This is a genomic window from Lachnoclostridium phytofermentans ISDg (assembly GCF_000018685.1).
GTDB classification, from domain to species: domain Bacteria; phylum Bacillota; class Clostridia; order Lachnospirales; family Lachnospiraceae; genus Lachnoclostridium; species Lachnoclostridium phytofermentans.
Map to the genome: position 1 here is coordinate 2920634 of NC_010001.1, position 26100 is coordinate 2946733.

A 26100-nucleotide genomic window follows, 5' to 3' on the forward strand; every position below is an offset into this window, starting at 1 on the left:
ATTTCCTTACTTACTGTGCTTTAGGTCTTTGATCGGAATATTGGCAAATAACGCTGGTACATTTCCGTTATTGCCTTCTGATTCCGTCTGAGTTATTTTGATATCTAGACCTTCTTGGTCTATTACTATATATTTTGATATCACAGCGATAATATCGTTTTTAATCTGTTCCATGATTTCAGGAGAACAACCAGCGCGATCCGACACTAAGACAAGTTTTAACCTGTCCTTCGCGACACTTCCCGATGCTTTCTTTTTAAAAAAATCCATTAAAGCCATTAGACTATCCTCCTTAGTTTTTCTTAAACAGTTTACTAAAGAACCCCTGCTTGGAATTTAAGTCAAGATATGGTACCTCTTCTCCTGTAATACGGCGGCAAATATTCATATATGCCTTACCTGCCATAGAATCGGAACCAACCAAAGGCTCTCCCTGATTTGTTGAAATGACAATATTTTCATCATCTGGGACAACACCAATCAAATTGATAGCTAAAATCTCCACAACATCTTCACTTGACATCATGTCTCCTCGTTTTACCATATCCATACGAAGACGGTTTACGATGAGCTCTGTTTTCTTCATCTCATTTGCTTCCAACAACCCAATGATTCTGTCTGCATCACGTACAGCAGAAACCTCTGGAGTTGTGACTACTAATGCTCTGTCAGCGCCAGCGATGGCATTTTGAAATCCTTGCTCAATACCAGCAGGACAGTCCATTAATATGTAATCAAATTCTCCACGTAATTCATCGGATAGCTTTCTCATCTGTTCCGGTGTTACTGAGGATTTATCTCTTGTTTGTGCAGATGGTAATAAATAAAGATTAGGGTAACGCTTGTCCTTAATTAATGCTTGCTTTATACGACAATTGCCTTCTATTACATCGACTAAGTTATAAACAATACGATTCTCAAGTCCTAAAACTACATCTAAATTTCTTAACCCGATATCGGTGTCGATTAATACAACTTTTTTGTCAAGCTTTGCAAGTCCTGTTCCCACATTTGCTGTAGTTGTTGTTTTACCAACTCCACCCTTTCCGGATGTTACAACGATTACTTCTCCCATTTAAGATTCCTCCAGATATATGATTTAAAATTACATGCAACATAAGTTACATGTAGTAAGTAAAAACAAATTCCCCTATAAACGAATATCATTAAGGACTTTCTTATTCAAAGGTTCAATATAAATATTTCCTTCTTCTAAAAATGCAATCTTAGTTTCCTTCGCTTCCTCCTTCGATGGATGATCCGGTGCTCTCGCAATGATATCTGCAATTCTAATCTGTCCTGGATTCATATCTAAAGATAATACAAAAGCGTTTTCATTTCCTGTAGCACCAGCAAAAGCTGTCCCCTTTAAGGAACCTAGTACAATAATATTTCCTTTACTTACCACGCTGGCTCCAGGATTTACATCCCCGATAATAATAACACTTGTTTCAGTCTCTAACACTTGTCCTGATCTTAAGTTTCCCTTATAGAATTGCCCTGTGGCATTGGAAAGCTCTAAGAGCTTATCCTCCAATGCCTTGGCAAATACTTTATCTCTTTCCTCATCATTGTCTATTACACAAATTACGTGAAGATCTGAACTTATTGCAATTGCATCTAAGATTTCCCGTTCCTCAGTATCCGTTAACTTACGTCCTTCGAAACTAATGGCCATCTTCGCATTTCCTAAAAATTTTCTTGAGTCTTCAAATTTAACTTTGATATCCTCTAACAACTTAGAAAACTCTAATTCTTTATCGAGTACAACTACAATACCATGTTTATTTCCTTTAATAATGACTGAATTATTCATACAATCACCAATTATACTAAGCATAAACATTAACACTTTGCATATGCATTTATGCTTTGCATATCCTTTCTGGTCTATCCTAGTCAGACACCTTAATGTTAGTTGCGGAGCCTGCAGTAATATCTCCATTTAAGAGAGCTTCTTTATTCTCACCATTAAAATAATATCCCAGTACTTCGCGCGCCATCTTTGCAGCATTCGCAGAAGCATAACCATTCGGAATAATACAGGTAATACTGATTTCTGGATTCTCATATGGTGCATATCCTATAAATAGAGCATGGTTAGGTTTTGTTTTACTAACCTGCGCTGTGCCAGTTTTACCTGCCACAGTTACTCCTAGGTTCCCATAGAGACGGTCTAAGGAGTTAGCGGAGGAGTTAACTACAAGATACATACCTCTTTGTACCATATTCCATTGTTCATCTGTGAATTCAGTAATCTTATTGTAAACACTTGCCTGATTTTCATAAATCATCTTATGATCCTTTGTTTCAACCCTATCTAATAAAGTAAGGTTAAAGCAAGTACCACGATTTGCAAGGGTCGTTACATAACGAGAAATCTGTGTCGGAGTAAAATTATGATAATATCCAATCGCTGTTCGAATCGCATCGGTATTCGATATCTCAGGTTTTGATTCTTCCACTTCTACCCCAGATACATCACCGAATCCAAACATCTGCGCATATTTTTGAATCTTTTCAAGTCCAATCGCATCCTTATAAATACCACTGTCATTTTTTGATAAACGATTTGCAGTCTCATAGAAAAAGTAGTTACAGGAATGTTGAATTGCTTGAGCTGCATCGAGTGTACCATGCGAGCTTGGGTATTTCCAACATTTTGGTGAAGGAACGATTTCTTCAAAAATACCTCTGTCAGTGATTCTAGTAGATGTATTAATAACTTTCTCACCAAATCCTGCAAAAGTCATCAATGGTTTAAAAGTAGAACCAGTCGTTGTTTTCTGCATCGTAGGACGGTTAATTAATGGAGTTGCCTTATCCTCCAATAACTTACTGTAATAATTCCAGTCAATTTTATTGGCTAGATAGTTATTATCATAGGAAGGATAGGTAACCATTGCTAGGACATCACCGGATTTTGAATCGGTAATTACAATAGAACCACTGCAAGGTTCAAGAGCCAACTGTCCCGGCGTAATTTCGAGATTTCTGATCTTTGTAGTAATAAAATCATAAGCAGAAAGACTTCCACTATTTAATCTCGCATAGTCATTCTCATTATATTCTAACACATCTTGGTCAAATAATAAAAGACAAATTTCTCTTCCTGTTAATTTTTTTGAAAAGACTAGGGTTCGGTAAATCTTCTTCTCAAACTCCTTGTCATCTACTAATAAATTCATAGCATAATCTTTAAGTTTTTCATATAGTTCATCTGTTCTATAGTATTCTGTACCTACACCAAGTTTAGATAAATCAACCCAGTTTTGAGTAATCGCATACTGTAAAAACTTACTAAGGCTAAGTTTATTATCCTTGTAATTTAGATACTGTGGATCTTCTTTGTTAATCTTAGAAGATAAGACTATACCGACTTGGCTAGAAGAAAGTTTCGAGTATACATATTGTAGATACTCTTCCATCTCTGTTCCTGCAGCACTATTCGTAACCGTACTATCAACCTTTAATAAATTATTTAAGCTATCAAAAATTCCAACACGTTTATCTAAAAACTTTTGGTATACATTTTTCTCTAAGTCTGTCGCATCATCCTCTTTAAAATGAGCTATATTAACAACATTATTATTTAATAATGCATTGTAAACTTCATAGATTGGTACTTTTATCTTCGCAGCATTTACTCCTTTTCCGCCGTAATCCATATCTGGAGTAATAACGGATAGTAAAATTTCTGCAATGTTCTTCTCTAAGATATGATAACTTGCAACTTGAAGGTCACGATCTATTGTAAGATAAACATCATTACCAGTAACAGGTTCTTTTGTAACTTTTACATCAAGTTCCTTACCGCTATCATTTAGAGTTAAGGTTGATTCCCCTTTTGTACCAACCAGATAGCTTTCCATTTCCTTTTCTATACCTGTTTTACCAACAACATCTGTTTCTCCATAAATTATTTCGGCTTCATTTAATTTTTCCAATTCTGTAGAATTGATGAGACCGGTGTACCCTAAGATATGCGCAAAATAAATGCTGTCGTTATATACCCTAGATGTATCTAACTTTACTTCGACCCCTGGCATATCTGCCAAGTTTTCCTTCACTGCCGCTACAGTTTTTTTATCTACGTTTGAAGCTATCGTAATCTGGTTATAACTTGGTACATTAATCAACAATTGGTAACGAACCGTCATAATTTTTAGGGCATCTTCTAAAGAATATTCATCAGAGATTCGAAACATCGGCGACCCGCTAACACCATACTTTAGAAAATCAAATACCTCTTGAGCAGTTGCATTTCTCTGGCCCTCTTCCAGCTTACTAATATGCGTTTTACAGTATGCATTCTTCTTAAAACGTAATAATTGATCACCAGAAATATCAAACGCTAATTCACCGTTATTATCGATAATAATATTAAAGTTTAACTCAATATCATATCCATATTTCTCAAGTAACTTAATTAACTTATGAATCATCGCATTTTTATCTGCGTTTGTTTTTAAAAGCCCACTGTCACTAATAACAATAGAATAACTAGATTCATTAGTCGCTAGTAATTTTCCATTTCTATCATAAATGTTTCCACGAGTAGCTTTTATTTCTCTTGGTTCGCTATTTAAATATTCCTCACTTACGGTGTTAGCTGTACCCTCTACAATCTGCATTACAAACACTTGATAGATTAAAACAGCAAACATTCCCATAAAAATCAAGTTAATAGGAATCATACGCGATGAAAACAATTTCTTTAGTTTATCAAGTAAAACATCAAGCACTACGATCCCTCCTTATTGCTTAACTTGGTTAAACCCAAATGTATCATATGAAAAAGCTTATAAAATACAATACCAACAAGTACAGTATAAATTACTCTTGGTAACATAATTCGATAAGCATAAAATCCTAAATTTAGTCTACCACGTAATAAAAATTCCGCTACATAGTAGAAGAAACAATATACAAATTCACTTGCAGTAATTAAAAGCACAGGAATTGTGTAATCCTCTTTGTCATAAATCTTGTTTGCATAGCCATTAAAATAACCAAGGAACATATAAAGGATTCCATAGATACCAATCACATCACCGATGGAGCAGTCTAATAAAAGTCCGCAGACCAAACCAGTAAACATACCAGAAAAGATACCTCTGGTATATGCTACGGTTACTACTAGAACCAACAATAAATCCGGAACGACACCCGCGAGTTTAAAGGTCGGAAACACTGCGCTCTGAAGTAAAAAGCATATTAAGATTTGTATTAAGGTTACCAAAACTCGTATCACGTCTTACCCCTATCTTAATTAAAAAAGGATTACTCTCCCTTTTCTAATTTTTCCTTTAATGTTGTTATAATTAACACTTCCTCCAGATGCTCAAAATCAACTGCTGGACGAAGATATCCTGATTTCACCATATTACTGGAATCCACTTTAATATCATAAGCATAACCAATCAAGATTCCCTGTAGATATTTATTACTAATATGGGAAGTAACTACTTCATAGCCATCCTTGATATCTGCATTCATACTGATTGCCTCTACCCGAATTACTCCATCATCTAATAACTGAAGATCACCTTTTACATCGCAGGTGTCTGAAGTCTTTAAAAACATACCACTGACATAGCTAGCATCGTCGATAATTGAACGTACTTTGGCATAATTTACACCAACCTCTGTTACGATTCCAACCAAACCATTTCCAGCAAGCACATTCATATCTACCTTAATTCCATCTTTTGATCCCTTATCAATTGTAAATACGTTATAAAAGCTATTGGAGTCTCTAGAGATAACTCTTGCAGCAACTTTTGGATAATCTGCATATTTCTGGTCTACCTCGAAGAGTCTTCGAAGTCCATCAAGCTCATATCGATCCTGAATCAAAATACTATTCTCTACTTTTAGAGCTTCATTTTGACTTTTTAACTTCTCGTTCTCATCCATCAAGTCTCTCATATTTGCTAATGTATCTAATTTATCAGATAAGAAACTCCCAAACGTATTAATCCCCTTCTGCATCGGAGTAACAACACCCCCAACCGCAGTTTTTACTGGGCTTAATAAGGTTTCATATCGAAATGATAAGAAAATCAAAATCAGACATATCACTGTGCAAAAAGTCAGCACATGCTTTGGCTGAATTGAAATCTTAGGCGTTTTTCTTCTCATGATTTACCATTAACCCCTTTTCTTGCGCATGATTTGCGCTTAATAAGCTTTTCTGTGATCTCACTATAGGGAGAATAACACCAATTGCATATCACATCTGCGCGCAGATGTGATACTGTTTTAAATAATAAGTAGGAAAATTGAATTCTACTTTCACACTTGAAAACATGCCTGCAGTAGGCTGGATATTTGTGCCAAGGATAATGTAGGCACGAATATCCATGTGAAAGAAAATTCTTTCACACTATGCTCCATAATAGGTTTGCTTTATAGTGAGTGCCAAAGAACTTAGCTTAGGATCTTCGATAATTTTACCAAGTCCATTCACTACTGTATTGGCAGGATCATTACAAATATTAATTTTAAGGTCGGTGTCATGTGACATCAACTGATCGAGATATTTGATATTGGCAGAACCGCCGGTAATATAGATACCAAGGTCAATTATATCAGAAGAAATCTCTGGTGGAGTTCTCTCTAAGATAATACGCATGGAATCTATGATAGACAATAGATGTTCTGATATCGTCTCATAGACAAAGGAGGAGGTGATCTCCTTCTCCATAGGAAGGCCCGTAACCACATCTCTACCATATACCTTTATTGTTTTTTCTTCACCTTTCAAAGCACAAGCCAACTCTTTTTTAATCGTTTCAGCTGTCTTATGACCGATGTATAGATTATATTGCTTCTTTACATTAAGAATAATAGATTCATCGAATTTATTACCACCAACTGGTACCAATTTGCTTAATACAATACCACCTAAAGACATGATTGAGACTTCCGTCGTATCTGCACCAATATTTACAACCATTACACCTCGTGCTTTCGTCACATTAAGACCAGCACCCAAAGCGTCTGCAATTGGTTTTTCTACAATACGAATTTTTCTACTTTTTGCGTTTGAATTTGCTACTAAGTCAAAAAAAGCTCTTTTCTCTACTTCTGTGATATCCGTTGGTGTGGCAACTAAAAATTCAGCGCCCGTAAACTTACCATGCTTCTTTCCTAGCTGGTCAAAGGCATGATTTAAAAGAGTTAACATATTCTCAATATTTGCAATAACGCCATTTCTAACAGGATAATCTACTTCGATATTGCTTGGCGCTTTCCCATACATCTCAAAGGCTTCGTCACCAATTGCGATGACACGTTTTTTATCTGCTATCGCAATGATATTCTTTGCATCAAAGATAACGCCTTCGTTTTTCTTATATATCTTAATGGTGCTTGTCCCAAAATCAATCCCATACAATTTTGCGGCCATAGTAAGTCTCCCTTCCAAATTACTAAATTACATTACTTACTTACTTACTTGGGAAGTTTTAATATATTATTCCCTGTTCCTTTAAACTTATATATCTATTGTCGCCAATAATAATATGATCCATAAGTGTTACTCCAAGTAATTCTCCTGCTTCTTTCATTCTTTTGGTAACCGCAATATCCTCTTTACTAGGGGTAGGGTCACCACTAGGGTGATTATGGAGCAATATGATATAGACAGCTTCATACTTCACTGCCAATAAAAATACTTCTCTTGGCGACATGATAGATGCATTTACTGTACCTATCGATATAATCTCCTCACGAAGCAACTTACTTTTCGTATCAAACATCAGCAACCGTGATTGTTCGGTTTTTAAGCTTCTCATATCCTGCATATAATATTCAGCTACAGAACTTGGATCAGTATAACGTATCCCATCAGCAAAAGTTGCTTTCGCCATACGAATCGACAATTCTGTTAAACAAAGAAGCTGAATTGCTTTCACTCTACCGATTCCATGAATACTCATAAAATCTTTTTGCGTCATACGTGAAATTCCCCGAAGTCCGGGATAAGTGTTCGAATAACTTAATATCTTCGCAGCAAGTTCTGTAGAACGTGTTTCTTTAGAACCAGTTCGAAGGATTACCGCAATCAATTCGGCATCAGATAGAGCTGCCGCTCCATCTCGTTCACATTTTTCATAAGGACGTTCCGAAGCCGGAAGATCCTTCATGGAAAAAAACTGTTTCATTATAGCTCCATTCTACTCTCTCCAAGTAGTTAAGCTTACAGTTTACGGTATATCACTATGGAAATGATCATACCCAAAATACTTGCAATGGTAATCTTAATGCGCAAACCAAAAGATAAGATTATAACGCCAAGATTAAGACTTGTTATACCGGTACCATCCGGTGAACCAAGACCAAATTCTTGTCCAAAATTTAGCCATGAAAGCCAAGAGACATCCTTTGCTAAATAACCTAAAAATCCACCAAGTACAACACCTGATAATAAAAAGATTAGTAAAGTCCATCCGTTCTTTCCTGCTAGTCTTGCCATGTTTTTCTCCATTCTTTTGCAACATTTTCATAACTAAATACAATTCTGAAGATTTCACAGTGATACTGATTTTTATTCTATTTGCTACCTACTAAATCAACTTTTATAATACCATATCCCTCTATATTTGTACACCATAAATTGTGGAATTGGGTGTTTTATATCACAAAATAACACTATTTAAGATAACTCAACAAGTCCCGCTTCTACTAATTTTTGTAAAGACATCATAATACCAAATTTGGCATGATACCAGGTTAATCCACCTTGAAAATACACTGCATACGGTGGTTCAATTGGAGCATCCGCAGATAACTCAATCGATGAACCTTGAACAAACGCACCTGCTGCCATAATAACCTCAGAGTGATAACCAGGCATTTCCCATGGTTCCGGAGTTACGTAAGAATCTACTGGAGCAGCTGCCTGTATCCCCTTACAAAATTCAATAATGGCTTCTGGTGTTTTAAGAGTAACCGCCTGAATGATGTCATAACGCTCCTCCGTACCGTTTGGTATAACATGAAATCCTAATTTTTCATAGATATTTGCAGCAAAGATAGCACCCTTTAGAGCACCAGCTACTACGGTAGGAGCTAAGAAGAAGCCTTGATATAACGTTTGGTTAATCCCCAAAGTCGCACCCACCTCTTTCCCAAGTCCTGGTGCTGTCAATCGAAATGCAGCATTGTCAACGTATTCTTCTTTCCCTACAATGTAACCTCCCGTTGGTGCTAAACCACCACCAGGATTCTTTATTAAAGAACCAACACAAAGATCTGCACCAACATCAGTTGGTTCAATTGTTTCCACAAATTCACCATAGCAATTATCAACCATGCATATTGCATCTGGTTTGATACTTTTCACAAAAGTAATTAACTCACCGATTTGTTCTACGGATAAGGTTGGTCTAGTTTGATAACCTTTGGAACGTTGTATTGTTACTAATTTGGTTCGTTCATTGATACTCTTTCTGATATTATCATAATCAAATCCACCATTTGGTAGTAAGTCAACTTGGGCATATGTTATCCCATATTCCTTTAACGATCCCCTAGATTCGGTAATACCAATTACGCCTTCTAACGTATCATAAGGTTTTCCTACCGGTGATAAAATCTCATCACCAGGACGTAAGTTACCAGATAAAGCAATTGTTAAAGCATGGGTACCACTCACTAGCTGTGGTCTTACCAAAGCTGATTCTGCATGAAAAACTGCTGCGTATACATCCTCTAATGTATCTCTACCTAAGTCATTGTAACCGTATCCTGTGGTGGCCGCAAAATGAGTATCCGATACTCGATTATCTTGCATTGCTTTTAAAACTTTTAACTGATTATACTCGGCCACTTCATCGATTCTATCAAAACGCTCTTCTAAGCTACGAACAGTCTCCTCACAAAATTCTTGTACTTCCTTGTTTATCTTTAAATCTTGATACATCGCCATGATTTTTTTCTTGTTTGATTCGTTATTCATCTTTCCTCTTTCTGCGCTGCTCTTTAGTGAGAGAAGTTCCTCGCTACTTTATGATTTCTTTTTCTGTTAATATCTTTACCATCTCGGTAAGGATGCTGGCATCACTGTTATAATCTTTTTTCGATAACCAGATTACATCCTGCTCTCGTTTAAACCAAGTAAGCTGTCTCTTAGCAAAATGTCTGGTGTCTCTTTTTAATAAATAAACTGTCTCCTCAAGAGAACATTCCCCCTCCAGATAGGCATAGATTTCCTTATAACCTAATCCTTGCATACTAACAAGAGAGCGATCATATCCCTGTTCTTTTAACCAAAGGACTTCCTTTACCAAACCTGCATCAAGCATCTTATCCACTCGAAGATCGATGTTTTCATACAGAATTTCACGGTCATTATTTAAAACAAAATAGGCATATTGGTAAGGTGATTCATTCCCTCTTTGCTCCTCATTATGTTTTGATATTGGTTCCCCTGTTAATTTAAAATACTCTATTGCCCTTATCGTACGTTTTATATTATTAGGATGAATAGCTTCGGCTGCTACTGGATCACATTGCTTTAATATATCGTGTAATTTTATCGCACCCTCTGTTTGAGCAAGCTCCTCAAGTTCTTTCCGATACGGTGTATCCGAATCATTTTCTGTAAAATCTATGTCCTTTAGGACTGCTTGTATATAAAAACCAGTTCCCCCTACGATAATCGGGACCTTTCCTTTTGAATAGATCTCTCTAATTGCTTCCTTTGCACAGTCCTTAAACTTAACCACGTTAAATTCTTCGTCTGGCTCAAATTCATCCACAAGATAATGTGTCACACCTTCCATCTCTTCTGGTGTGATTTTTGCTGTTCCGATGTCCATATGGCGATACACCTGCATGGAATCAGCAGATATGATTTCTCCATTGATACTTTTTGCTAAATCAATCGATAATTTTGTTTTTCCAACTGCCGTCGGTCCTGTTAGAATGACCAATGGTTGCAACTAATTCACCTCAATTTCTTATAGCAATACTATAGCACTCGCTTTTTATTGCTATAGTATTGCTATAGCACTCTCTTAAATTTTTTCTCCAATTCATACTTCGTCATCGAAATGATAATTGGTCGTCCATGTGGACAATGAAAAGGATTTTCTAAGGTTAATAATTGTTTCAATAACTCGTTTGCTTCTTCCACGCTTAAATTATAATTTCCTTTTACTGCTGCTTTACAGGATAACGATGCAATCTTTTCTAAAATCACATCAGGAGTACCTCTTGAAATCTCTTCTACTAAATCATCAATGAACTCGATTAATAAACGCTCCCCAGCAAGTCCAAACATATCGGCTGGAACAGCACTGACTGCATACTCTTTCCCACCAAATGGTTCAATTTCAAAACCAAGCATGCTTAAAAATTCCCTATGTGTTTTAATTGCTTCTTCCTCCCTAAGATTTAAGGTTAGAATGACTGGTGGACAGAGTTGCTGAGACATCGTCTCCTTCTCTTTTAATCGTTTCATCGTAGATTCATACAATACTTTTTCATGAGCAGCATGTTGATCTATGATATATAATTGATTTTCAAGTTCTATAAACCAATAAGTTTTAAATGCTTGACCAATAATACGAGCTTGTCTTATACCTTCTTCTGATAAAAGCGAAAGCTCCTTTGGTAAATTCTCTTTCTCAATTATTTCCTCTTTTTGAGGAAATAACGAAATCTGACTGATTTCTTCTGCTATATTACTTGTAACTGTTTCTTTTTCTATATCATAGGATATTGAAGGCGTGTTCATTGTTTCATTCTGAGCATAAGTACTTTCCATATAGGAAGCATGTTCAGCTGCTGTCCTATAAGAGGAATCACCTTCGCTTAACTTCTGTTCTTCTATATTTTTTAAATTTCCTTGGAGAGTAACCTCTCTTAAACGGCCAATCTCTGTTTCCTTAATAGCAGGGTCTATTTCTTTCTTGGGATCTATCTGTGTTAGGTTACATGATACATTTCTTCCCTTTGACACTTGATAATCCGTCGTATGGCTACGCTCGCGTGTTTCCTTCTCAAGCTTTCTTCGATTTTCCTCAAAAGGCTCCGGAGCACTCACTGCCTCTTTTTTTATAGATTCTTTTTCCTCTGATAGGCTAACCTTTGGAATCATATTCGTACTGTTAAGCGCATCCCTTATGGTATTCAAGGTTAACTGATAGAGTTCTTCAAAGTTATGGAAGCGAACCTCCATCTTCGTTGGATGAACATTAACATCAATAAATTCTGGATTTATACTAAAATGTATCGCAGTAAATGGATATTTATGTTGCATAGAATATGGACGATATGCCTCTTCTATCGCTTTATTAATAATATTGCTTTTTATATATCTACCATTAATAAAATAGTTTTCATAATTACGATTTCCTCTGGAGATGATTGGTTTTCCAATATAACCACTGATACTGATATGTTCATTTCCATTCTCAACCGTAACAACTTCCGCTGCTATAGTTCTGCCGTAAACATGGTATATGATATCTTTTAATTGACTGTTTCCAAATGTATGAAGAACCGTCTTGTTATTATTAATGAACTTAAAGGATATATCCGGATGCGAAACAGCAAGGCGTTCCATCAAGTCACTGATATAGGACGCTTCCGTCATCGCAGATTTCAAAAATTTTCTTCTTGCAGGAGTGTTAAAAAACAAATTTCGAACAATAAACGTAGTTCCGTCAGGGCAACCAATCTCTGTCATGCTCTGTTCTTCTCCACCTTCAATTAGATATCGTATCCCTGTGAAAGCAGTTCTTGTTTTCGTAACAAGCTCCACCTGAGCTACGGACGCGATACTGGATAATGCTTCTCCACGAAACCCAAGGCTCCCAATCGTTAATAAATCTTCGATGCTCTGAATTTTACTCGTGGAATGCCTTAGAAAGGCCGTTGGAATATCGTCTTTTTCTATTCCTGCTCCATTGTCAGTGATTCGAATAAAACTTATCCCGCCATCCTTAATCTCAGCGGTAACTGCGGTTGCACCAGCATCAATGGCATTCTCAATTAATTCTTTTACCACGGAAGCGGGGCGTTCCACAACTTCACCTGCTGCAATTTGATTTATCGTACTTTGATCTAATAATGCTATCTTTGCCATAGTATCCTCCTTTCCATCAAATTTCTCATTATTTAAGTGTGAGAACGTATTTTTTTCTGTAATTTATCCAATTTTAACAATGCTTCCACCGGAGTCATATTGGCAAGGTCAAACTGATTTATTTCCTGCACTAACTTTTCAGAAAATTCTGAGGACGCTTTTTTCTGTTTTGTATCTTCTGTTATGAAAAATGACATCTGGCCAAAGTTTCTTGGCTGTTCTACAGACTCCTGATTACTTACCATTTCAGTGGTATTCATTTTAGCTGTATTCACTTCAGTTGTAATCACTTCAGTTGCATTCACTTTAGTGGTATACATTTTATTGGTATTCACTTCGCCTTCGGTTTCTGGTGTAAGATTGGAAATTTCCGCAGCAGACACAATATGTCTTGCTTTTTCTGCAATGTCATTCTCACTTAGCTGATCCACAATTTCTCTTGCTCTTACTAATACCGAGTTTGGAACACCGGCAAGTTTTGCAACTTGAATGCCATAACTCTTATCCGCTCCGCCTCCTATAATCTTTCGAAGAAAGACAATATCTTCTCCTTGTTCTTTCACCGCAATGCAGTAATTATTAACACCGGATATCTTGCCTTCTAATTCTGTTAACTCATGGTAATGCGTCGCAAATAATGTCTTTGCACCAAGCATTGATGTATTACTGATATGTTCAATAACTGCCCATGCAATACTTAGTCCGTCAAACGTACTCGTACCACGGCCAATTTCATCTAAGATTAATAAACTGTTTTTCGTAGCATTTCGAAGGATATTCGCCACCTCCGTCATCTCCACCATAAAGGTACTCTGACCGCTTGCTAAATCATCAGACGCACCTACCCTGGTAAAAATACGATCAACAATACCAATGTTTGCATAAGATGCAGGAACAAAGCTTCCTACTTGAGCCATTAATACAATTAACGCTGTTTGTCTCATATAGGTAGATTTACCAGCCATGTTAGGACCTGTGATAATGGAGATTCTTTTCTCAGCATTATCAAGATACGTATCATTTGACACAAACATATCGTTTGGTATCATTTGTTCTACAACTGGATGTCTTCCCTCTTTTATGTCAATCGTTCCGTTGGTATTTAACTCAGGACGGATAAATTGATTTCTTTCTGCAACATAGGCAAGTGAAGCAAACGCATCAATGTTCGCTACCGCTTTTGCAGTTTTTTGAATTCGTTTTACTTCTTCAGCGATTTGATCTCTAATTTCGGCAAATAAATCATACTCAAGAGAGAATAAACGATCCTCTGCATTTAATATCTTATCTTCTAATTCCTTAAGTTCTGGTGTTGTATAACGTTCGGCATTTGATAACGTTTGCTTTCTTATCCAGTTTTCCGGTACCAGATTTGCATAAGAATTCGTCACTTCTAGGTAATATCCAAAGACACGATTGTATTTTACCTTTAGATTCTTAATTCCTGTCTGCTCTTTTTCTTTCGCTTCCAGTTCTGCAAGCCATACTTTCCCTTCTGTTTTCGCTTTTCGAAGGGTATCAACTTCTGTATGGAAACCTTCTTTTATGATGCCACCCTCTTTGATTCCAATCGGTGGTTCTTCTGCTATAGAGCGATCAATTAAGTTTTGTAAGTCATCAAGAGCATCCATCTCCTCATGAATTTGTTTTAACAATGCGGATTCGCAGGTTGATAACAAGTATTTGATATGTGGAAGCATAGATAGTGAAGAAGCAAAGGCAATTAAATCTCTTGGATTTGCACTCTTATAGCTGATTTTTCCCATCAAGCGTTCCAAATCATAAATGTAATTTAAGTATTCTCGTATTTCTTCCCGCGTTATCACATTGTCGTTCAGTTCTGAAATCGCATCATAACGAGCTGAAATCTCATCCATTGTGATCAGTGGCTGTTCTACAAAACTACGGAGCATTCTAGCTCCCATGGCTGTTTTTGTTTTATCTAATACCCAAAGAAGAGACCCTCGTTTTTGCTTTTCACGAAGTGTCTCCGTCAATTCTAGATTTCTTCTACTGGAACTGTCTATCACCATATAGCGACTTGTAACGTATGGCGTTATATGTGTCAAATGACTAAGTGAATTCTTCTGAGTGTTATAAAGGTACTTTAAGATAGCACCAGCTGCATTCACCCCGACAGAATAATCTTTTAATCCTAGACCGTCTAAAGAGCCTACTTTAAAATGTTCCTTTAATGTCTTAACACTTTGTTCGCTGTCATAATACCAGTCCTCAAAGGTGGATACTGCTATCTGATATCTATTTTTTAAATCTTCAACATCTAGCCCACAGTGAAAAAATTCTGGATTACAAACAATTTCCGAAGGTGTATATTTATATATTTCATCTAAAATCTTACGGTTGTTCTCGACCTCAGTTACGTAGTAATCACCTGTTGTAATATCAACCGTTGATATACCGCAATGTTCGTCGGTAAAGATAATTCCCATAAGATAATTATTTCTCGTTTCATCTAATGTCTGGGTATTTAGATTCGTTCCAGGCGTAACGATACGGATAACCTCTCGTTTTACAATTCCTTTCGCTAACTTAGGATCTTCTACTTGTTCACAGATCGCAACTTTATATCCCTTCCCAATTAGCTTAGAAATATACCCTTCTGCGGCATGGTAAGGTATCCCACACATAGGAGCTCTTTCCTCTTGCCCGCAATTCTTCCCGGTTAAGGTTATCTCTAATTCCTTAGAGGCTACTAAGGCATCTTCAAAGAACATTTCATAGAAGTCACCCAAACGATAAAAAAGAATACAATCCTTATATTGTTCTTTTGTCTCCACATATTGCTGCATCATTGGAGTTAGTTGTGCCATCTTACGTTCTTCCTTTCTTAACAGTTTCGTGACAGAGAGTCACATTGTATCTAACGAATTGATGTAGCCAAATTGACTTTATTCGACTACGTTATCATCTGCCAAATTTCCACCATCTGCTGCTGTTGTCGCAAGTACATCGCAGCGTTCATTTTGCGGATGTCCGTCGTGTCCTTTCACCCAGCAAAAGGTAACATCGTGTTGATTTTTAGCAGCAAGTAAGCGCTTCCATAAATCAACGTTTTTTACAGGCTCATTCTTGCCACGTTTCCAACCCTTTTTTATCCAGCCATCAAGCCAGTGTTCATTAAATGCTTTCACTACATATTGTGAATCCGAATAAAGCGTCACCACACAAGGCTTCGTTAAAGCCTCAAGACCGACAATGGCTGCCATGAGCTCCATTCGGTTATTTGTTGTTTTTTTATAACCACCCGAGTATTCCCTAATATGTTCTACACCAGTAGAATCTATATAAGATAAGATGGTTCCGTATCCACCGGGACCATCTGGGTTTCCTCTGGCGGCACCATCTGTATAAATGGTAACCTTCATAAAATCCTCCATTAAGAAGGAGGTTATCTATTCGATAACCTTCCATTCCCCATTCTCTAAAAATTCATTTGCAGAATCTGTAGCAGCATCAATAATATCGTCGGTATAACCAATGATACTAAGAAGTTTAATCGCATTTTTAGAAACTGCTCTGCCTTCATATAAAACATAATCGAATAATATATTATTATCCACAACCTGTTCCCTAAAGTGATAATTGGAATAGTACTTCTCAAGGATATGCGTTAACTCGATATCATGAGTCGCTGCAAAACACATTGCATTTCCTTTTGCTAAACTTAATAAAATACGGGAAGACGCTGCAATACGCTCTAAAGTATTTGTACCACGAAGCACCTCATCGACGAAGCATAAAGTTGGAACTTCATCCTCTAGCATATCAAGAATTCTCTTTAAGGATTTGATTTCAACAATATAGTAACTTTCATTGCCATAAAGGTTATCCTGTAACGCCATGGAAGATGCAACCTTGAAAAAGCTTGCATGGTATTCGTCACTCATAACCGTATAAATTGTCTGTGCTAAAATTGCGTTGATTGCAAGTGTCTTTATGAAAGTAGATTTACCAGATGCATTCGAACCTGTAATTAATACACTACTGTGTTCTTTGATGCTATTTTTAACCGGTCCATTTAACATCGGATGATAGATATTTTCTGCTTCAAGAAACGGTTTCGTACTCTTTGTAAGCTTAGGAAGACAATATACCTCCATTAATTCACGAAAAGATGCAACTGCTATCATACTATCAATCATACCTAAAATTTCATAGACACTGTTTAATTCTCCTTGTTTATCATCAAAGGTATTCATCATCGAATTAAATTTGATTAAATCGATATGAAAAATCATACGAATATAATCTAAAAACATATCTGCAAGACTTCCATTCGGATTTTTTGAAGCAACCACTCCTGCCCCTTTACGAAATCCTGCATAGCTTTTGGAAATCTTACTAAGCTTGTCCTTATATTTGCTAATTTCTTCAACATCAACTTCACTTAACTTCTTAGCACTATCTAATAATCTGATAATATAAGTCACAACTTGAAAATACTTTTCAATCTCAGCCTTACGCTTATAGTAACGAACAATATTATTAATTACTGTACCTGCAGTTAATAAAAATCCAATCATAGGATCTACAAAGATATAGCCTACTGCAATTGCTACAGAAAGTACTAAAAAGAAATGAGTAGCATTGTTTTCTCTTGGAAGGTTATTGAGGCGATTCATATATTCATATACGCTAATGTTTCGCATCTTACCCATACCAGATAGAATTGTCTGTACTTCCAAACGTTTTTCTTTGTTTGTACGGAAAAACTCAATCAATCGGTTACGTTCCAATAATTTTTCTTCCGAGAATTCCGGTTGATGAAGTAAAGCAAATAAATATTCTTCACCAGCAGCACTACAGGTGCTGTTTACCGTCATAAAAATCTGGTCCATATCAAGGTCATTCCACGTAATAGCATCAATATCTCCAGATTCCCTTTGAATTGCTTTATAGTAAGTAGCGATTGAATTTAATTTTTCTTGACTAAATTCTTCTTTTGGTACATCACCCCATTGGCGGTTTAATTTCACGATTAATTTCTTTTTACTGTTTGTCTTATCGTATTCTATTTTTATTACAATACCAACAACACAAGCAATAATTATCAACATTACAGGCAGCATGTAGGATTCCCTTTCTTCTGTTTAAGTCTTTTTGTCTAGCTGTATGAAATGTTATTTATTTCATACTTAATCCATTGCATAACAAATCTACTTGCAGATTTGTTATTCCTTAATAAAAAGTATGAAATGTTTTTTTCATACTAAACTCGTTGCATATCAAATCAGCTTGCAGATTTGATACTACTTTAATTAAAAGAATGAAATGATTTTATTTCACACTTGAAAACATGCCACCAAAGGCGGCACAAACATGCATTAAACCCATAGTAATATAAATCTACTTTCAGATTCTCTATATCATGAGTAATAAAATGTGTTTGTTGTATATTACTGTTTATTATTATAGGAATATCAACTATTAATGTCAATGGTATTATAAAGGGCGTCGAAACAGAAATTAATATATCTGAATTCGACACCCTATTATTCTACTGTAAATAACTTCTCATTGTAACTACTTTACGATAATACATATTAGAAATCTTACAGCCTGTTTGTCTTCCACTCTCATGAATTACTTGATTGTTTCCAATATACATCGCTACATGATTTACACGTCCGCTACTGTCACCATAGAAAACTAAATCTCCTGGTTTAATTGTTGCACTGGTAACTTTGGTCCCTCCACTAGCCATTTCAGAAGAGGTTCTTGGAAGTCCAATACTTGATGCATTCAATCCGCACTTTTTATAGACAGCCCATACAAATCCGGAGCAATCTGCACCTGTGGTTAAACTAGTACCACCCCAAACATAACGTAATCCTATGTATTTTTTCGATTCATTCACTAAGTTATATCGTAACGGTGAAGAGTTCGCAACTTCAATATCTACTTTAGAAGCAGATTTCCATTTGAATCCTACATCGACATAATCCTTTGCTACATATCCAATGACTTCTTCTCCTTCAGAATCATCCAATGCAACCTTTACCCAGAGAACAGCACCTGGGTCATTTTTCGTAACTACCTCTGCACTTAATACTGCGAGGTCTTCTCCTTTTACTACTTCCTCGATTATATTATCTCTTGTGAGGGTAGATGGTTCTTTTCTTACATTAACAGAGTTTGCTGTAACAGTTGCTAATAGACTAGCTAACTCTTTTGCCTTTGCTACACCTTCCGTTCCCATATAGAGATAATCCGTTGAAACGTATCCTGTTACAGAGCCAGATTGTATCTTTGCCCATCCATCTGTAACTTCTAAAACAATACCGTATGAATCTTTTGTTAAGATACCGACGATATTATAGGAGGTGCCTGCTTTTTCTCTTATATTAACATAATCATTGCATTTCGCAATTGCTATATTCTCGGGAATAGAAATCTGAGTGGATAATAAAGTTGTATAATCTGATTTTTTTGAGATACCTTCGTTGTTATAGTCATCTAAAACTTTAGATAATCCACCTAAGGATTTTTCCTCTTTTATTTCTTCTGCCTTCGTAGTGATAGCTTGCGAAGAACAAACTAAAACCGCTGCTATAGTCATGACTGTCGTTACTTTCTTTATAGCCTGCTTCATGACGTACCTCCTAGATTTTGATTTACTTCTTTCTTACTTTTAAAAAATCTTTCTAATCACAGCTTATAAAGAGATGCTGCTAATAATAAAATCTTGTAAAAGTAAGAGTAGCATTCTATCTATTATTAATATATTACGTAACTATTACAAATATTACGTAAATATTGTACCAATATCTAGCAGTGTTGTCAATAACTAGATCAAAAATCTTTCATCTCTTGTGCAGAATAACTACAAAGCGGTCTCACTACTTTATGCTCACTAGATTTCAAGCACGGGAAGCAAGGCCACTTTGTCTAGGCGAACACACTTCACTTTGCTGAACCCGAAGGTTGAATACGCTTCCCTCGAAGAGTTTTATATTTATAAGAAGTTGCAGAACAATTTTCTATAAAATAAAAAAGTGCTGTCTCACTAGCTACACACTAATGAGGCAACACCTTTCCCGCAAAAATCCTTAGTCAAAGCGGTTAAATGATAATACAAATCAATCCACCATTGCTTTCATTGATAATTCTTTGCATGGTTTCTTGAAGTTTCATTTGACTGTCATCATTCATTTTATTAATCTTGGAAGCAATTCCTTCATCCACTAACTGTTTCATCGTTTTACCAAAGATATTCGTCTCCCAGATACCTTCTGGAGAAGTCTGTGCTTGTTCCTTCATATACGCGATTAAGTCAAGTGCTTGCTCTTCGGTTCCAACGATAGGAGCAATTTCTGTTTCAATATTGGCCTGAATCATATGCACAGAAGGAGCGTTAGCTTTAATCTTAACACCATATTTATTACCATGGCGAATTACTTGCGGTTCTTCAATAACAATTTCATTTTGGGAAGGAGATACCACTCCATAACCTTTATGCTTTACTTGTTCGCAAGCACTACTAACTTTCTCGTATTCTTGTTTTCTTGCTGCAAGCTCTTTAATCATCTTCATGAATTCGTATTCACCGCTTACAGGGATCCCTGTCATTTCGCTAATAATGTCGTAATAGAAGCGATTATCAATGTCAACGATCATCCTGACACTCCCATCTTCCATTACCATCTTATCTACTTTAAACTCATTAATATATGGATTGTCTACCTTACAGTTTTCATCATTAACATCTTTCATTAGACGAAGCTTTCGAAGCATCTCTTTCGCTGTTTCAATAATTGATTTTTTAATGTAATGATCTCTAGGAAACATCTCAATCCATTTTGGAAGATAAAAGCTGATTTCTGTAATTGGGAATACGGATAAAACATTGCTAAGAATCTTGTTGATATCTTCTTTCTTTAATTGTTCGCAATTGATTGGCATTACCATAACATCATATTTTTCACTTAACTTTTCAGATAACAGTTTGGTATCCTCTGACAAAGGATGATTGGAATTTAATAAAACTACAAATGGTTTTCCAATCCTTTTTAGCTCTTCAATCGTTCTCTCTTCTGGCACTACGTAGTTATCTCTTGGAATTTCACCAAAGCTTCCATCACAAGTTACGACAATTCCAATGGTAGAGTGATCATTAATAACCTTCTTCGTCCCAAGTTCTGCTGCTTGAGTAAACGGAATCTCATAATCAAACCAAGGAGTCTTTACCAAACGTTCCTGTTCATTCTCCGTATGACCAAGAGCACCTTCCACCATGTAACCAACACAATCAATCATACGAACGGATAAATCAACATCACCAAGAACTTGAATGTCAACTGCTTCCTTCGGTATGAACTTTGGTTCTGTTGTCATTACTGTTTTCCCTTGAGCACTCTGTGGCAATTCATCAATGGCACGCTCTCTACTATGTACATCCTCTATATTCGGTATTACTATCAAATCCATAAATCTCTTGATGAAAGTGGATTTTCCCGTTCGAACCGGGCCAACAACACCGATATATATTTCTCCATTGGTTCGGGCTTTGATGTCTTTGTATACATTAAAATTATCCATAACAATACCCCTTCCATATAATTACAAGCTAGTAATATATATGAAAGGGGCAAGCAAAATATTCTTAGTTCTTTGTCTCTTCTTCTACAATTGCTTTAATTCGGTTCATTACCATTTGAAGTGCCACTTGATTTTCACCACCACGGGGAATGATGATATCTGCATGCTTTTTCGTTGGCTCAACAAATTGCTCATGCATTGGCTTTACTGTTTTAATATATTGCGTAATAACAGACTCTAAACTACGACCTCGTTCTTTTACATCTCGTAAAATACGGCGTACTAAACGCTCGTCTGCATCCGTATCCACAAATATTTTAATATCCATCAGATCGCGGAGTTCTTTGTTTTCAAAGATTAAGAAGCCTTCTATAATAATAACCTTCGTTGCTCTTATATGGACTGTTTCCTTGGTACGATTGTGTTCCGAATAAGAATATACCGGACAATCAATCGCTATTCCTTGCTTTAAACTACGGATATCTTTTAACATACGCTCCGTATCAAACGCATTCGGATGGTCATAATTAATTTTTACACGTTCATCAAAAGGCATATCATCATGTGCTAAATAATAACTGTCATGACAAATCAATTCGACATTATCATTATATTCCTCTTTTAAACGTGCTGCGACCGTTGTTTTTCCAGAAGCAGATCCACCTGCTACTCCGATTACTATTACCTCTTTCATCTATGCCTCCAAAACTTATTTAACATTTGTTTTTCTTATTCCCCTACGATTTCAGCTACTGCAGCTCTAATCTTGTCACACTGACAGTTTGCATAGAAGTATTCTTTAAACTTCGCACCACTTAAAGCACCCTTTACTAACTCTTGGTCTAAGTTCTTTAAGATTGTAACTAAATCAACATGAGTAACTTTCTTTACTTCATTTAATATCTTTCTATTTTTCTCCATTGGGATAGCTCTTTCCTTTGGATAACCTTGTCCACTTTCTCCATCAAATAACTTTTCAAAAATATATTGAAGATTTAATTCAGCTCCCCAGCCAAATCCCTTTGCAAATGGAAGAGCAATTGCATTTCCATCGTTAATCTGTGAAAACATGAAAGCGTCGGATGGATCCACTACATGACCACATACTACGTTAGGGAAGGAATTACATGCAAGCATAGCACCTTCACCAGTACCGCAGCCTGTAATAACATAATCTGCTGCCTTAGAGTTTAATAATACTGCTGCTAAGATACCATTCTGTACATAAGTTAAGGAATTTGGATCTTCAGCACCGAACATACCGTAATTGTATACTTCATGTCCCATTGGCTCTACAACCTTTGTTAAACTTTCATAAATTATTGAGTTTTTAGCCGCTTGGCTGTTTTCATTAATTAATGCGATTTTCATTTGTTTATCTCCTTTTTTACCATTCTAATGAATTGTTTTCTTGTGTCTTATCGCGAAGTAGCAAATCACTTACTGCTGCCTTCGCAGATTTATTTTCAAACAATACTAAGTTAATCTGCTCTACAATAGGCATCTCAACCTCATATTGTTTTGCAAGCTTTAATGCAGCTTTTGCAGAGTAAACTCCTTCTACAACCTGTTTCACTTCATCCATTGCTTCTTTCATCGTATAACCTTGTCCAATTAGATATCCAGCATTACGATTACGGCTATGAATGCTTGTACAGGTTACAAATAAATCACCAACACCGGATAATCCAGAAAAAGTCTCAAGCTTACCACCCATCCTCATACCCAGACGGCTAATTTCAGCAATTCCCCTAGTCATTAAGGCTGCCTTCGTATTATCACCAAAACCAAGACCATCGGCAATACCAGCAGCAAGTGCAATTACATTCTTTAACGAACCGCCTAACTCGATACCAATAATATCAGGGCTTGTATAAACTCGGAAACAATCATTCATAAATGCATCTTGGATTAAAGATGCTGTTTTTTTCGATTTTGCACCAACTACACAAGTAGTTGGAATTCCGCGGCTAACCTCTTCTGCATGGCTTGGGCCAGACATAACAGCCACGTCTGCATTCGGAATTTCTTCCTCTATAATATCAGTTAAGGTATCAAGTGTAGTCTCTTCAATCCCTTTACCAACATTTACAATAATCATATGATCCTTTACATAGGACGAAACCCTCTTTGCGGTTGCTCTAACATAAGGTGAAGCAACTGCAAATACAACAAATTCTGGAGCACTAAAAGCATCGTTAAGAGAATTGGTCACTACTACTGAATCCGGCAACACTGCTTCAGGAAGATTTGGAATACTTCTCCTATCAGTGTTTAATGCTACCACTTCTTTTTCTAACGCAGACCATAGTGTCACTTCATGCCCATTATTACTAAGTAATATTGTAAGTGCTGTTCCCCAGGTCCCCGCACCAAGAACGCTAATTTTCATTCTATCCTCGATTCTGACGCATCGCGCCTTTTATAATAATAGCAACTTTGTGTCCTAGCTGTTTTTCTCTATTTTTACCTTCTGACCAATTTTATTTTCGGTACCATTTAGCAAACGCTTAATATTAGCACGGTGCATGAATATCGCAGACGCTACATATAAAAGCCCTAAAATAAACATATGTAGCTCTCCAGGATAACAAATTAAAATCCAAACAGGAAGCAGAATGGATATTAACATAGAACCAACAGATACATATTTCGTAAGGATAACAACTGCTACAAAAATAACGATAAAAAATGGTATCAATAATGGATCAAATGCTGCCATAACACCAGCGGTTACTGCTATCCCTTTTCCACCTTTGAACCCTAACCAAAATGGATAGCAGTGACCAAGTACAATCCCAAGGCCCATATATAATGCAAGGAGTTGATTATACTCAACATCTTTAAAAATAATATTGCGAAATACAATGATTGGAATAACTGCTTTTAAGAAGTCACCTAAAAAGGTGATAGCTCCCGCCTTCCAACCAAGCGTTCTTAAAGCATTTGTTGTGCCAGCGTTTCCACTTCCGTATTTACGGATGTCCACATGATTGATTTTTCCTACAACATAAGCAGTAGAGATGCAACCAAAGGCGTACCCAGACAACAGACATATTATTATTCTCCAAACCATGACAATATCCCCCCGAATTTACTAGTCATTTTCCTTACGTTCGCGAATAAAGAATTTTAATGATGTTCCTGAAAAGCCAAACGCTTCTCTGATTTTATTCTCAATGTATCTGGTATATGAGTAGTGCATTAATTCCTTATCATTTACAAAGATAACAAAGGTTGGCGGCTTTACAGCAACTTGAGTAATGTAGTACAAACGAAGTCTCTTACCTTTATCGGATGGTGGCTGCTGAAGTGCTGTAGCTTCCATCATAATTTCATTGAGTACACCGGTTGAAATACGAAGATTTCTATTTTGAATAACAACTTCGATGGAATCAAATAATTTTGTTACACGCTGACCTGTCTTCGCAGAAAGAAACATAATTTCTGCATAAGGTAAGAAGGATAAGATTTCACGGATACGGTTTGTATACTTATAAATTGTCTTATCATCTTTTTCTATAGCATCCCATTTATTAACTGCAATAATAATACCTTTTCCACGTTCGTGTGCAATTCCTGCAATCTTTGCGTCCTGCTCGGTAACACCTTCATTGGCATCGATTACCACAACTACAACATCTGCACGCTCTACAGCACTTACCGTACGAATAATACTAAAACGCTCAAGTTCTTCTTTTATCTTACTCTTACGACGAAGCCCAGCGGTATCAATAAATACATAATCCTTCTTATTCCAAGTTACTGCGGTATCAATAGCATCTCTTGTTGTTCCTGCAACATCAGAAACAATTACACGATTCTCTCCAAGTAACTTATTGATAATCGAAGATTTTCCAACATTTGGCTTACCAACGATCGCAATTCGAGGGCGTTCATCTTCTTCCTCTTCCAAAGCTTCTGGTGGAAAATGTCCAACCACAAGATCAAGCAAATCACCAAACCCTAACATCGAGGCTGCGGATACTGGTACTGGATCACCAATACCTAAATTATAAAATTCATAAACATCTGGCATAAACTTATCAAAATTATCAACTTTATTTACAACCAATATGACAGGTTTACCAGATCTACGAAGCATATCCGCAACTTTATTATCTGCATCTAAAAGACCCTGGCGAACATCTACTACAAACATAATTACATCTGCAGTTGCAATGGCAATTTCTGCCTGTTCACGCATATAAGTAAGCATCATATCCTTACTTTCCGGCTCAATACCACCAGTATCAACAAGTGTAAACTGCTTATCAAGCCATGTAATATCAGCATAGATACGGTCTCTTGTAACACCAGGAGTGTCCTTAACTATCGAAATACGATCACCTGCTAAAGCATTAAATAAGGTGGATTTTCCAACGTTTGGTCTACCCACTACTGCAACTATCGATTTACTCATTTAAACCTCTATTCTG

Annotated in this window: 22 protein-coding genes; all 22 read right to left on the bottom strand. The window is 36.4% G+C overall.

The features are described from left to right. Positions 1–6: 6 nt before the first annotated feature. Entirely contained in the window at positions 7–279 is a 273-nt protein-coding gene (minE, locus tag CPHY_RS12240; protein ID WP_012200384.1) for a cell division topological specificity factor MinE, read from the bottom strand. 13 nt (positions 280–292) lie between these two features. Then, on the bottom strand, positions 293–1075 hold the full coding sequence (gene minD / locus CPHY_RS12245) for a septum site-determining protein MinD (protein WP_012200385.1): 783 nt from the start codon (positions 1073–1075) through the stop codon (positions 293–295). A 75-nt stretch (positions 1076–1150) separates the two neighbouring features. Further along, positions 1151–1816, bottom strand: coding sequence for a septum site-determining protein MinC (minC, locus tag CPHY_RS12250; RefSeq protein WP_012200386.1), 666 nt, complete (start codon positions 1814–1816; stop codon positions 1151–1153). Between the two features lie 79 nt (positions 1817–1895). Next, a complete protein-coding gene (locus CPHY_RS12255; RefSeq protein ID WP_012200387.1) occupies positions 1896–4745 on the bottom strand; it encodes a penicillin-binding transpeptidase domain-containing protein in 2850 nt (949 codons plus the stop codon). After that, positions 4745–5254 (bottom strand): rod shape-determining protein MreD, encoded by a 510-nt coding sequence (gene mreD / locus CPHY_RS12260; protein WP_012200388.1) that lies wholly within the window; start codon positions 5252–5254, stop codon positions 4745–4747. Before mreD ends, CPHY_RS12255 begins: the two co-directional genes overlap by 1 nt. A 29-nt stretch (positions 5255–5283) precedes the next feature. Beyond that, the gene (mreC, locus tag CPHY_RS12265) at positions 5284–6144 is read right to left on the bottom strand and encodes a rod shape-determining protein MreC (protein ID WP_012200389.1); all 861 of its coding nucleotides are present in this window, start codon (positions 6142–6144) and stop codon (positions 5284–5286) included. Positions 6145–6388: 244 nt separating this feature from the next. Continuing rightward, entirely contained in the window at positions 6389–7414 is a 1026-nt protein-coding gene (locus CPHY_RS12270; RefSeq protein WP_012200390.1) for a rod shape-determining protein, read from the bottom strand. A gap of 58 nt (positions 7415–7472) precedes the next feature. Further along, the gene (gene radC, locus CPHY_RS12275) at positions 7473–8171 is read right to left on the bottom strand and encodes a RadC family protein (protein ID WP_012200391.1); all 699 of its coding nucleotides are present in this window, start codon (positions 8169–8171) and stop codon (positions 7473–7475) included. Positions 8172–8206: 35 nt separating this feature from the next. Beyond that, positions 8207–8482 (bottom strand): DUF4321 domain-containing protein, encoded by a 276-nt coding sequence (locus CPHY_RS12280; RefSeq protein ID WP_012200392.1) that lies wholly within the window; start codon positions 8480–8482, stop codon positions 8207–8209. A gap of 180 nt (positions 8483–8662) precedes the next feature. Further along, positions 8663–9967 carry a methionine gamma-lyase family protein gene (locus tag CPHY_RS12285; protein WP_012200393.1) on the bottom strand — a complete coding sequence of 435 codons (1305 nt, stop codon included), beginning with the start codon at positions 9965–9967 and terminating at the stop codon, positions 8663–8665. 43 nt (positions 9968–10010) lie between these two features. Continuing rightward, positions 10011–10952, bottom strand: a complete 942-nt coding sequence (miaA, locus tag CPHY_RS12290) for a tRNA (adenosine(37)-N6)-dimethylallyltransferase MiaA (RefSeq protein WP_012200394.1) — start codon at positions 10950–10952, stop codon at positions 10011–10013. A gap of 62 nt (positions 10953–11014) precedes the next feature. Continuing rightward, on the bottom strand, positions 11015–13102 hold the full coding sequence (mutL, locus tag CPHY_RS12295; protein ID WP_012200395.1) for a DNA mismatch repair endonuclease MutL: 2088 nt from the start codon (positions 13100–13102) through the stop codon (positions 11015–11017). Between the two features lie 32 nt (positions 13103–13134). Continuing rightward, complete coding sequence (gene mutS, locus CPHY_RS12300; RefSeq protein WP_012200396.1) at positions 13135–15933, bottom strand: DNA mismatch repair protein MutS; 2799 nt, start codon at positions 15931–15933, stop codon at positions 13135–13137. 78 nt (positions 15934–16011) lie between these two features. Continuing rightward, on the bottom strand, positions 16012–16488 hold the full coding sequence (gene rnhA / locus CPHY_RS12305) for a ribonuclease HI (protein ID WP_012200397.1): 477 nt from the start codon (positions 16486–16488) through the stop codon (positions 16012–16014). Between the two features lie 27 nt (positions 16489–16515). After that, positions 16516–18192, bottom strand: coding sequence for a MutS-related protein (locus CPHY_RS12310; RefSeq protein WP_012200398.1), 1677 nt, complete (start codon positions 18190–18192; stop codon positions 16516–16518). Positions 18193–18620: 428 nt separating this feature from the next. Beyond that, positions 18621–19715: a C40 family peptidase gene (locus CPHY_RS12315; RefSeq protein WP_012200399.1), complete on the bottom strand. Its 1095-nt coding sequence runs from the start codon at positions 19713–19715 to the stop codon at positions 18621–18623. 470 nt (positions 19716–20185) lie between these two features. Continuing rightward, a complete protein-coding gene (spoIVA, locus tag CPHY_RS12320) occupies positions 20186–21661 on the bottom strand; it encodes a stage IV sporulation protein A (protein WP_012200400.1) in 1476 nt (491 codons plus the stop codon). Between the two features lie 64 nt (positions 21662–21725). Continuing rightward, the gene (gene udk, locus CPHY_RS12325; protein WP_012200401.1) at positions 21726–22355 is read right to left on the bottom strand and encodes a uridine kinase; all 630 of its coding nucleotides are present in this window, start codon (positions 22353–22355) and stop codon (positions 21726–21728) included. Between the two features lie 35 nt (positions 22356–22390). Continuing rightward, complete coding sequence (locus CPHY_RS12330; RefSeq protein WP_012200402.1) at positions 22391–23032, bottom strand: RpiB/LacA/LacB family sugar-phosphate isomerase; 642 nt, start codon at positions 23030–23032, stop codon at positions 22391–22393. 16 nt (positions 23033–23048) lie between these two features. Continuing rightward, positions 23049–24053: an NAD(P)H-dependent glycerol-3-phosphate dehydrogenase gene (locus CPHY_RS12335; RefSeq protein WP_012200403.1), complete on the bottom strand. Its 1005-nt coding sequence runs from the start codon at positions 24051–24053 to the stop codon at positions 23049–23051. A 54-nt stretch (positions 24054–24107) separates the two neighbouring features. Continuing rightward, complete coding sequence (gene plsY, locus CPHY_RS12340; protein ID WP_012200404.1) at positions 24108–24737, bottom strand: glycerol-3-phosphate 1-O-acyltransferase PlsY; 630 nt, start codon at positions 24735–24737, stop codon at positions 24108–24110. Positions 24738–24758: 21 nt separating this feature from the next. Further along, positions 24759–26084 carry a ribosome biogenesis GTPase Der gene (der, locus tag CPHY_RS12345; protein ID WP_012200405.1) on the bottom strand — a complete coding sequence of 442 codons (1326 nt, stop codon included), beginning with the start codon at positions 26082–26084 and terminating at the stop codon, positions 24759–24761. Positions 26085–26100: the final 16 nt, after the last annotated feature.

What these genes read in the sequence shown, in the direction of transcription:
- minC (WP_012200386.1), bottom strand. Translation starts at nt 1,816, where the DNA reads ATGAATAATTCAGTCATTATTAAAGGAAATAAACATGGTATTGTAGTT.
- CPHY_RS12310 (WP_012200398.1), bottom strand. Translation starts at nt 18,192, where the DNA reads ATGCTGCCTGTAATGTTGATAATTATTGCTTGTGTTGTTGGTATTGTA.
- mutL (WP_012200395.1), bottom strand. Translation starts at nt 13,102, where the DNA reads ATGGCAAAGATAGCATTATTAGATCAAAGTACGATAAATCAAATTGCA.
- udk (WP_012200401.1), bottom strand. Translation starts at nt 22,355, where the DNA reads ATGAAAGAGGTAATAGTAATCGGAGTAGCAGGTGGATCTGCTTCTGGA.
- radC (WP_012200391.1), bottom strand. Translation starts at nt 8,171, where the DNA reads ATGAAACAGTTTTTTTCCATGAAGGATCTTCCGGCTTCGGAACGTCCT.
- spoIVA (WP_012200400.1), bottom strand. Translation starts at nt 21,661, where the DNA reads ATGGATAATTTTAATGTATACAAAGACATCAAAGCCCGAACCAATGGA.
- plsY (WP_012200404.1), bottom strand. Translation starts at nt 24,737, where the DNA reads ATGGTTTGGAGAATAATAATATGTCTGTTGTCTGGGTACGCCTTTGGT.
- CPHY_RS12280 (WP_012200392.1), bottom strand. Translation starts at nt 8,482, where the DNA reads ATGGCAAGACTAGCAGGAAAGAACGGATGGACTTTACTAATCTTTTTA.
- mreC (WP_012200389.1), bottom strand. Translation starts at nt 6,144, where the DNA reads ATGAGAAGAAAAACGCCTAAGATTTCAATTCAGCCAAAGCATGTGCTG.
- CPHY_RS12335 (WP_012200403.1), bottom strand. Translation starts at nt 24,053, where the DNA reads ATGAAAATTAGCGTTCTTGGTGCGGGGACCTGGGGAACAGCACTTACA.
- der (WP_012200405.1), bottom strand. Translation starts at nt 26,084, where the DNA reads ATGAGTAAATCGATAGTTGCAGTAGTGGGTAGACCAAACGTTGGAAAA.
- CPHY_RS12315 (WP_012200399.1), bottom strand. Translation starts at nt 19,715, where the DNA reads ATGAAGCAGGCTATAAAGAAAGTAACGACAGTCATGACTATAGCAGCG.
- CPHY_RS12285 (WP_012200393.1), bottom strand. Translation starts at nt 9,967, where the DNA reads ATGAATAACGAATCAAACAAGAAAAAAATCATGGCGATGTATCAAGAT.
- CPHY_RS12330 (WP_012200402.1), bottom strand. Translation starts at nt 23,032, where the DNA reads ATGAAAATCGCATTAATTAATGAAAACAGCCAAGCGGCTAAAAACTCA.
- mutS (WP_012200396.1), bottom strand. Translation starts at nt 15,933, where the DNA reads ATGGCACAACTAACTCCAATGATGCAGCAATATGTGGAGACAAAAGAA.
- minD (WP_012200385.1), bottom strand. Translation starts at nt 1,075, where the DNA reads ATGGGAGAAGTAATCGTTGTAACATCCGGAAAGGGTGGAGTTGGTAAA.
- rnhA (WP_012200397.1), bottom strand. Translation starts at nt 16,488, where the DNA reads ATGAAGGTTACCATTTATACAGATGGTGCCGCCAGAGGAAACCCAGAT.
- CPHY_RS12270 (WP_012200390.1), bottom strand. Translation starts at nt 7,414, where the DNA reads ATGGCCGCAAAATTGTATGGGATTGATTTTGGGACAAGCACCATTAAG.
- minE (WP_012200384.1), bottom strand. Translation starts at nt 279, where the DNA reads ATGGCTTTAATGGATTTTTTTAAAAAGAAAGCATCGGGAAGTGTCGCG.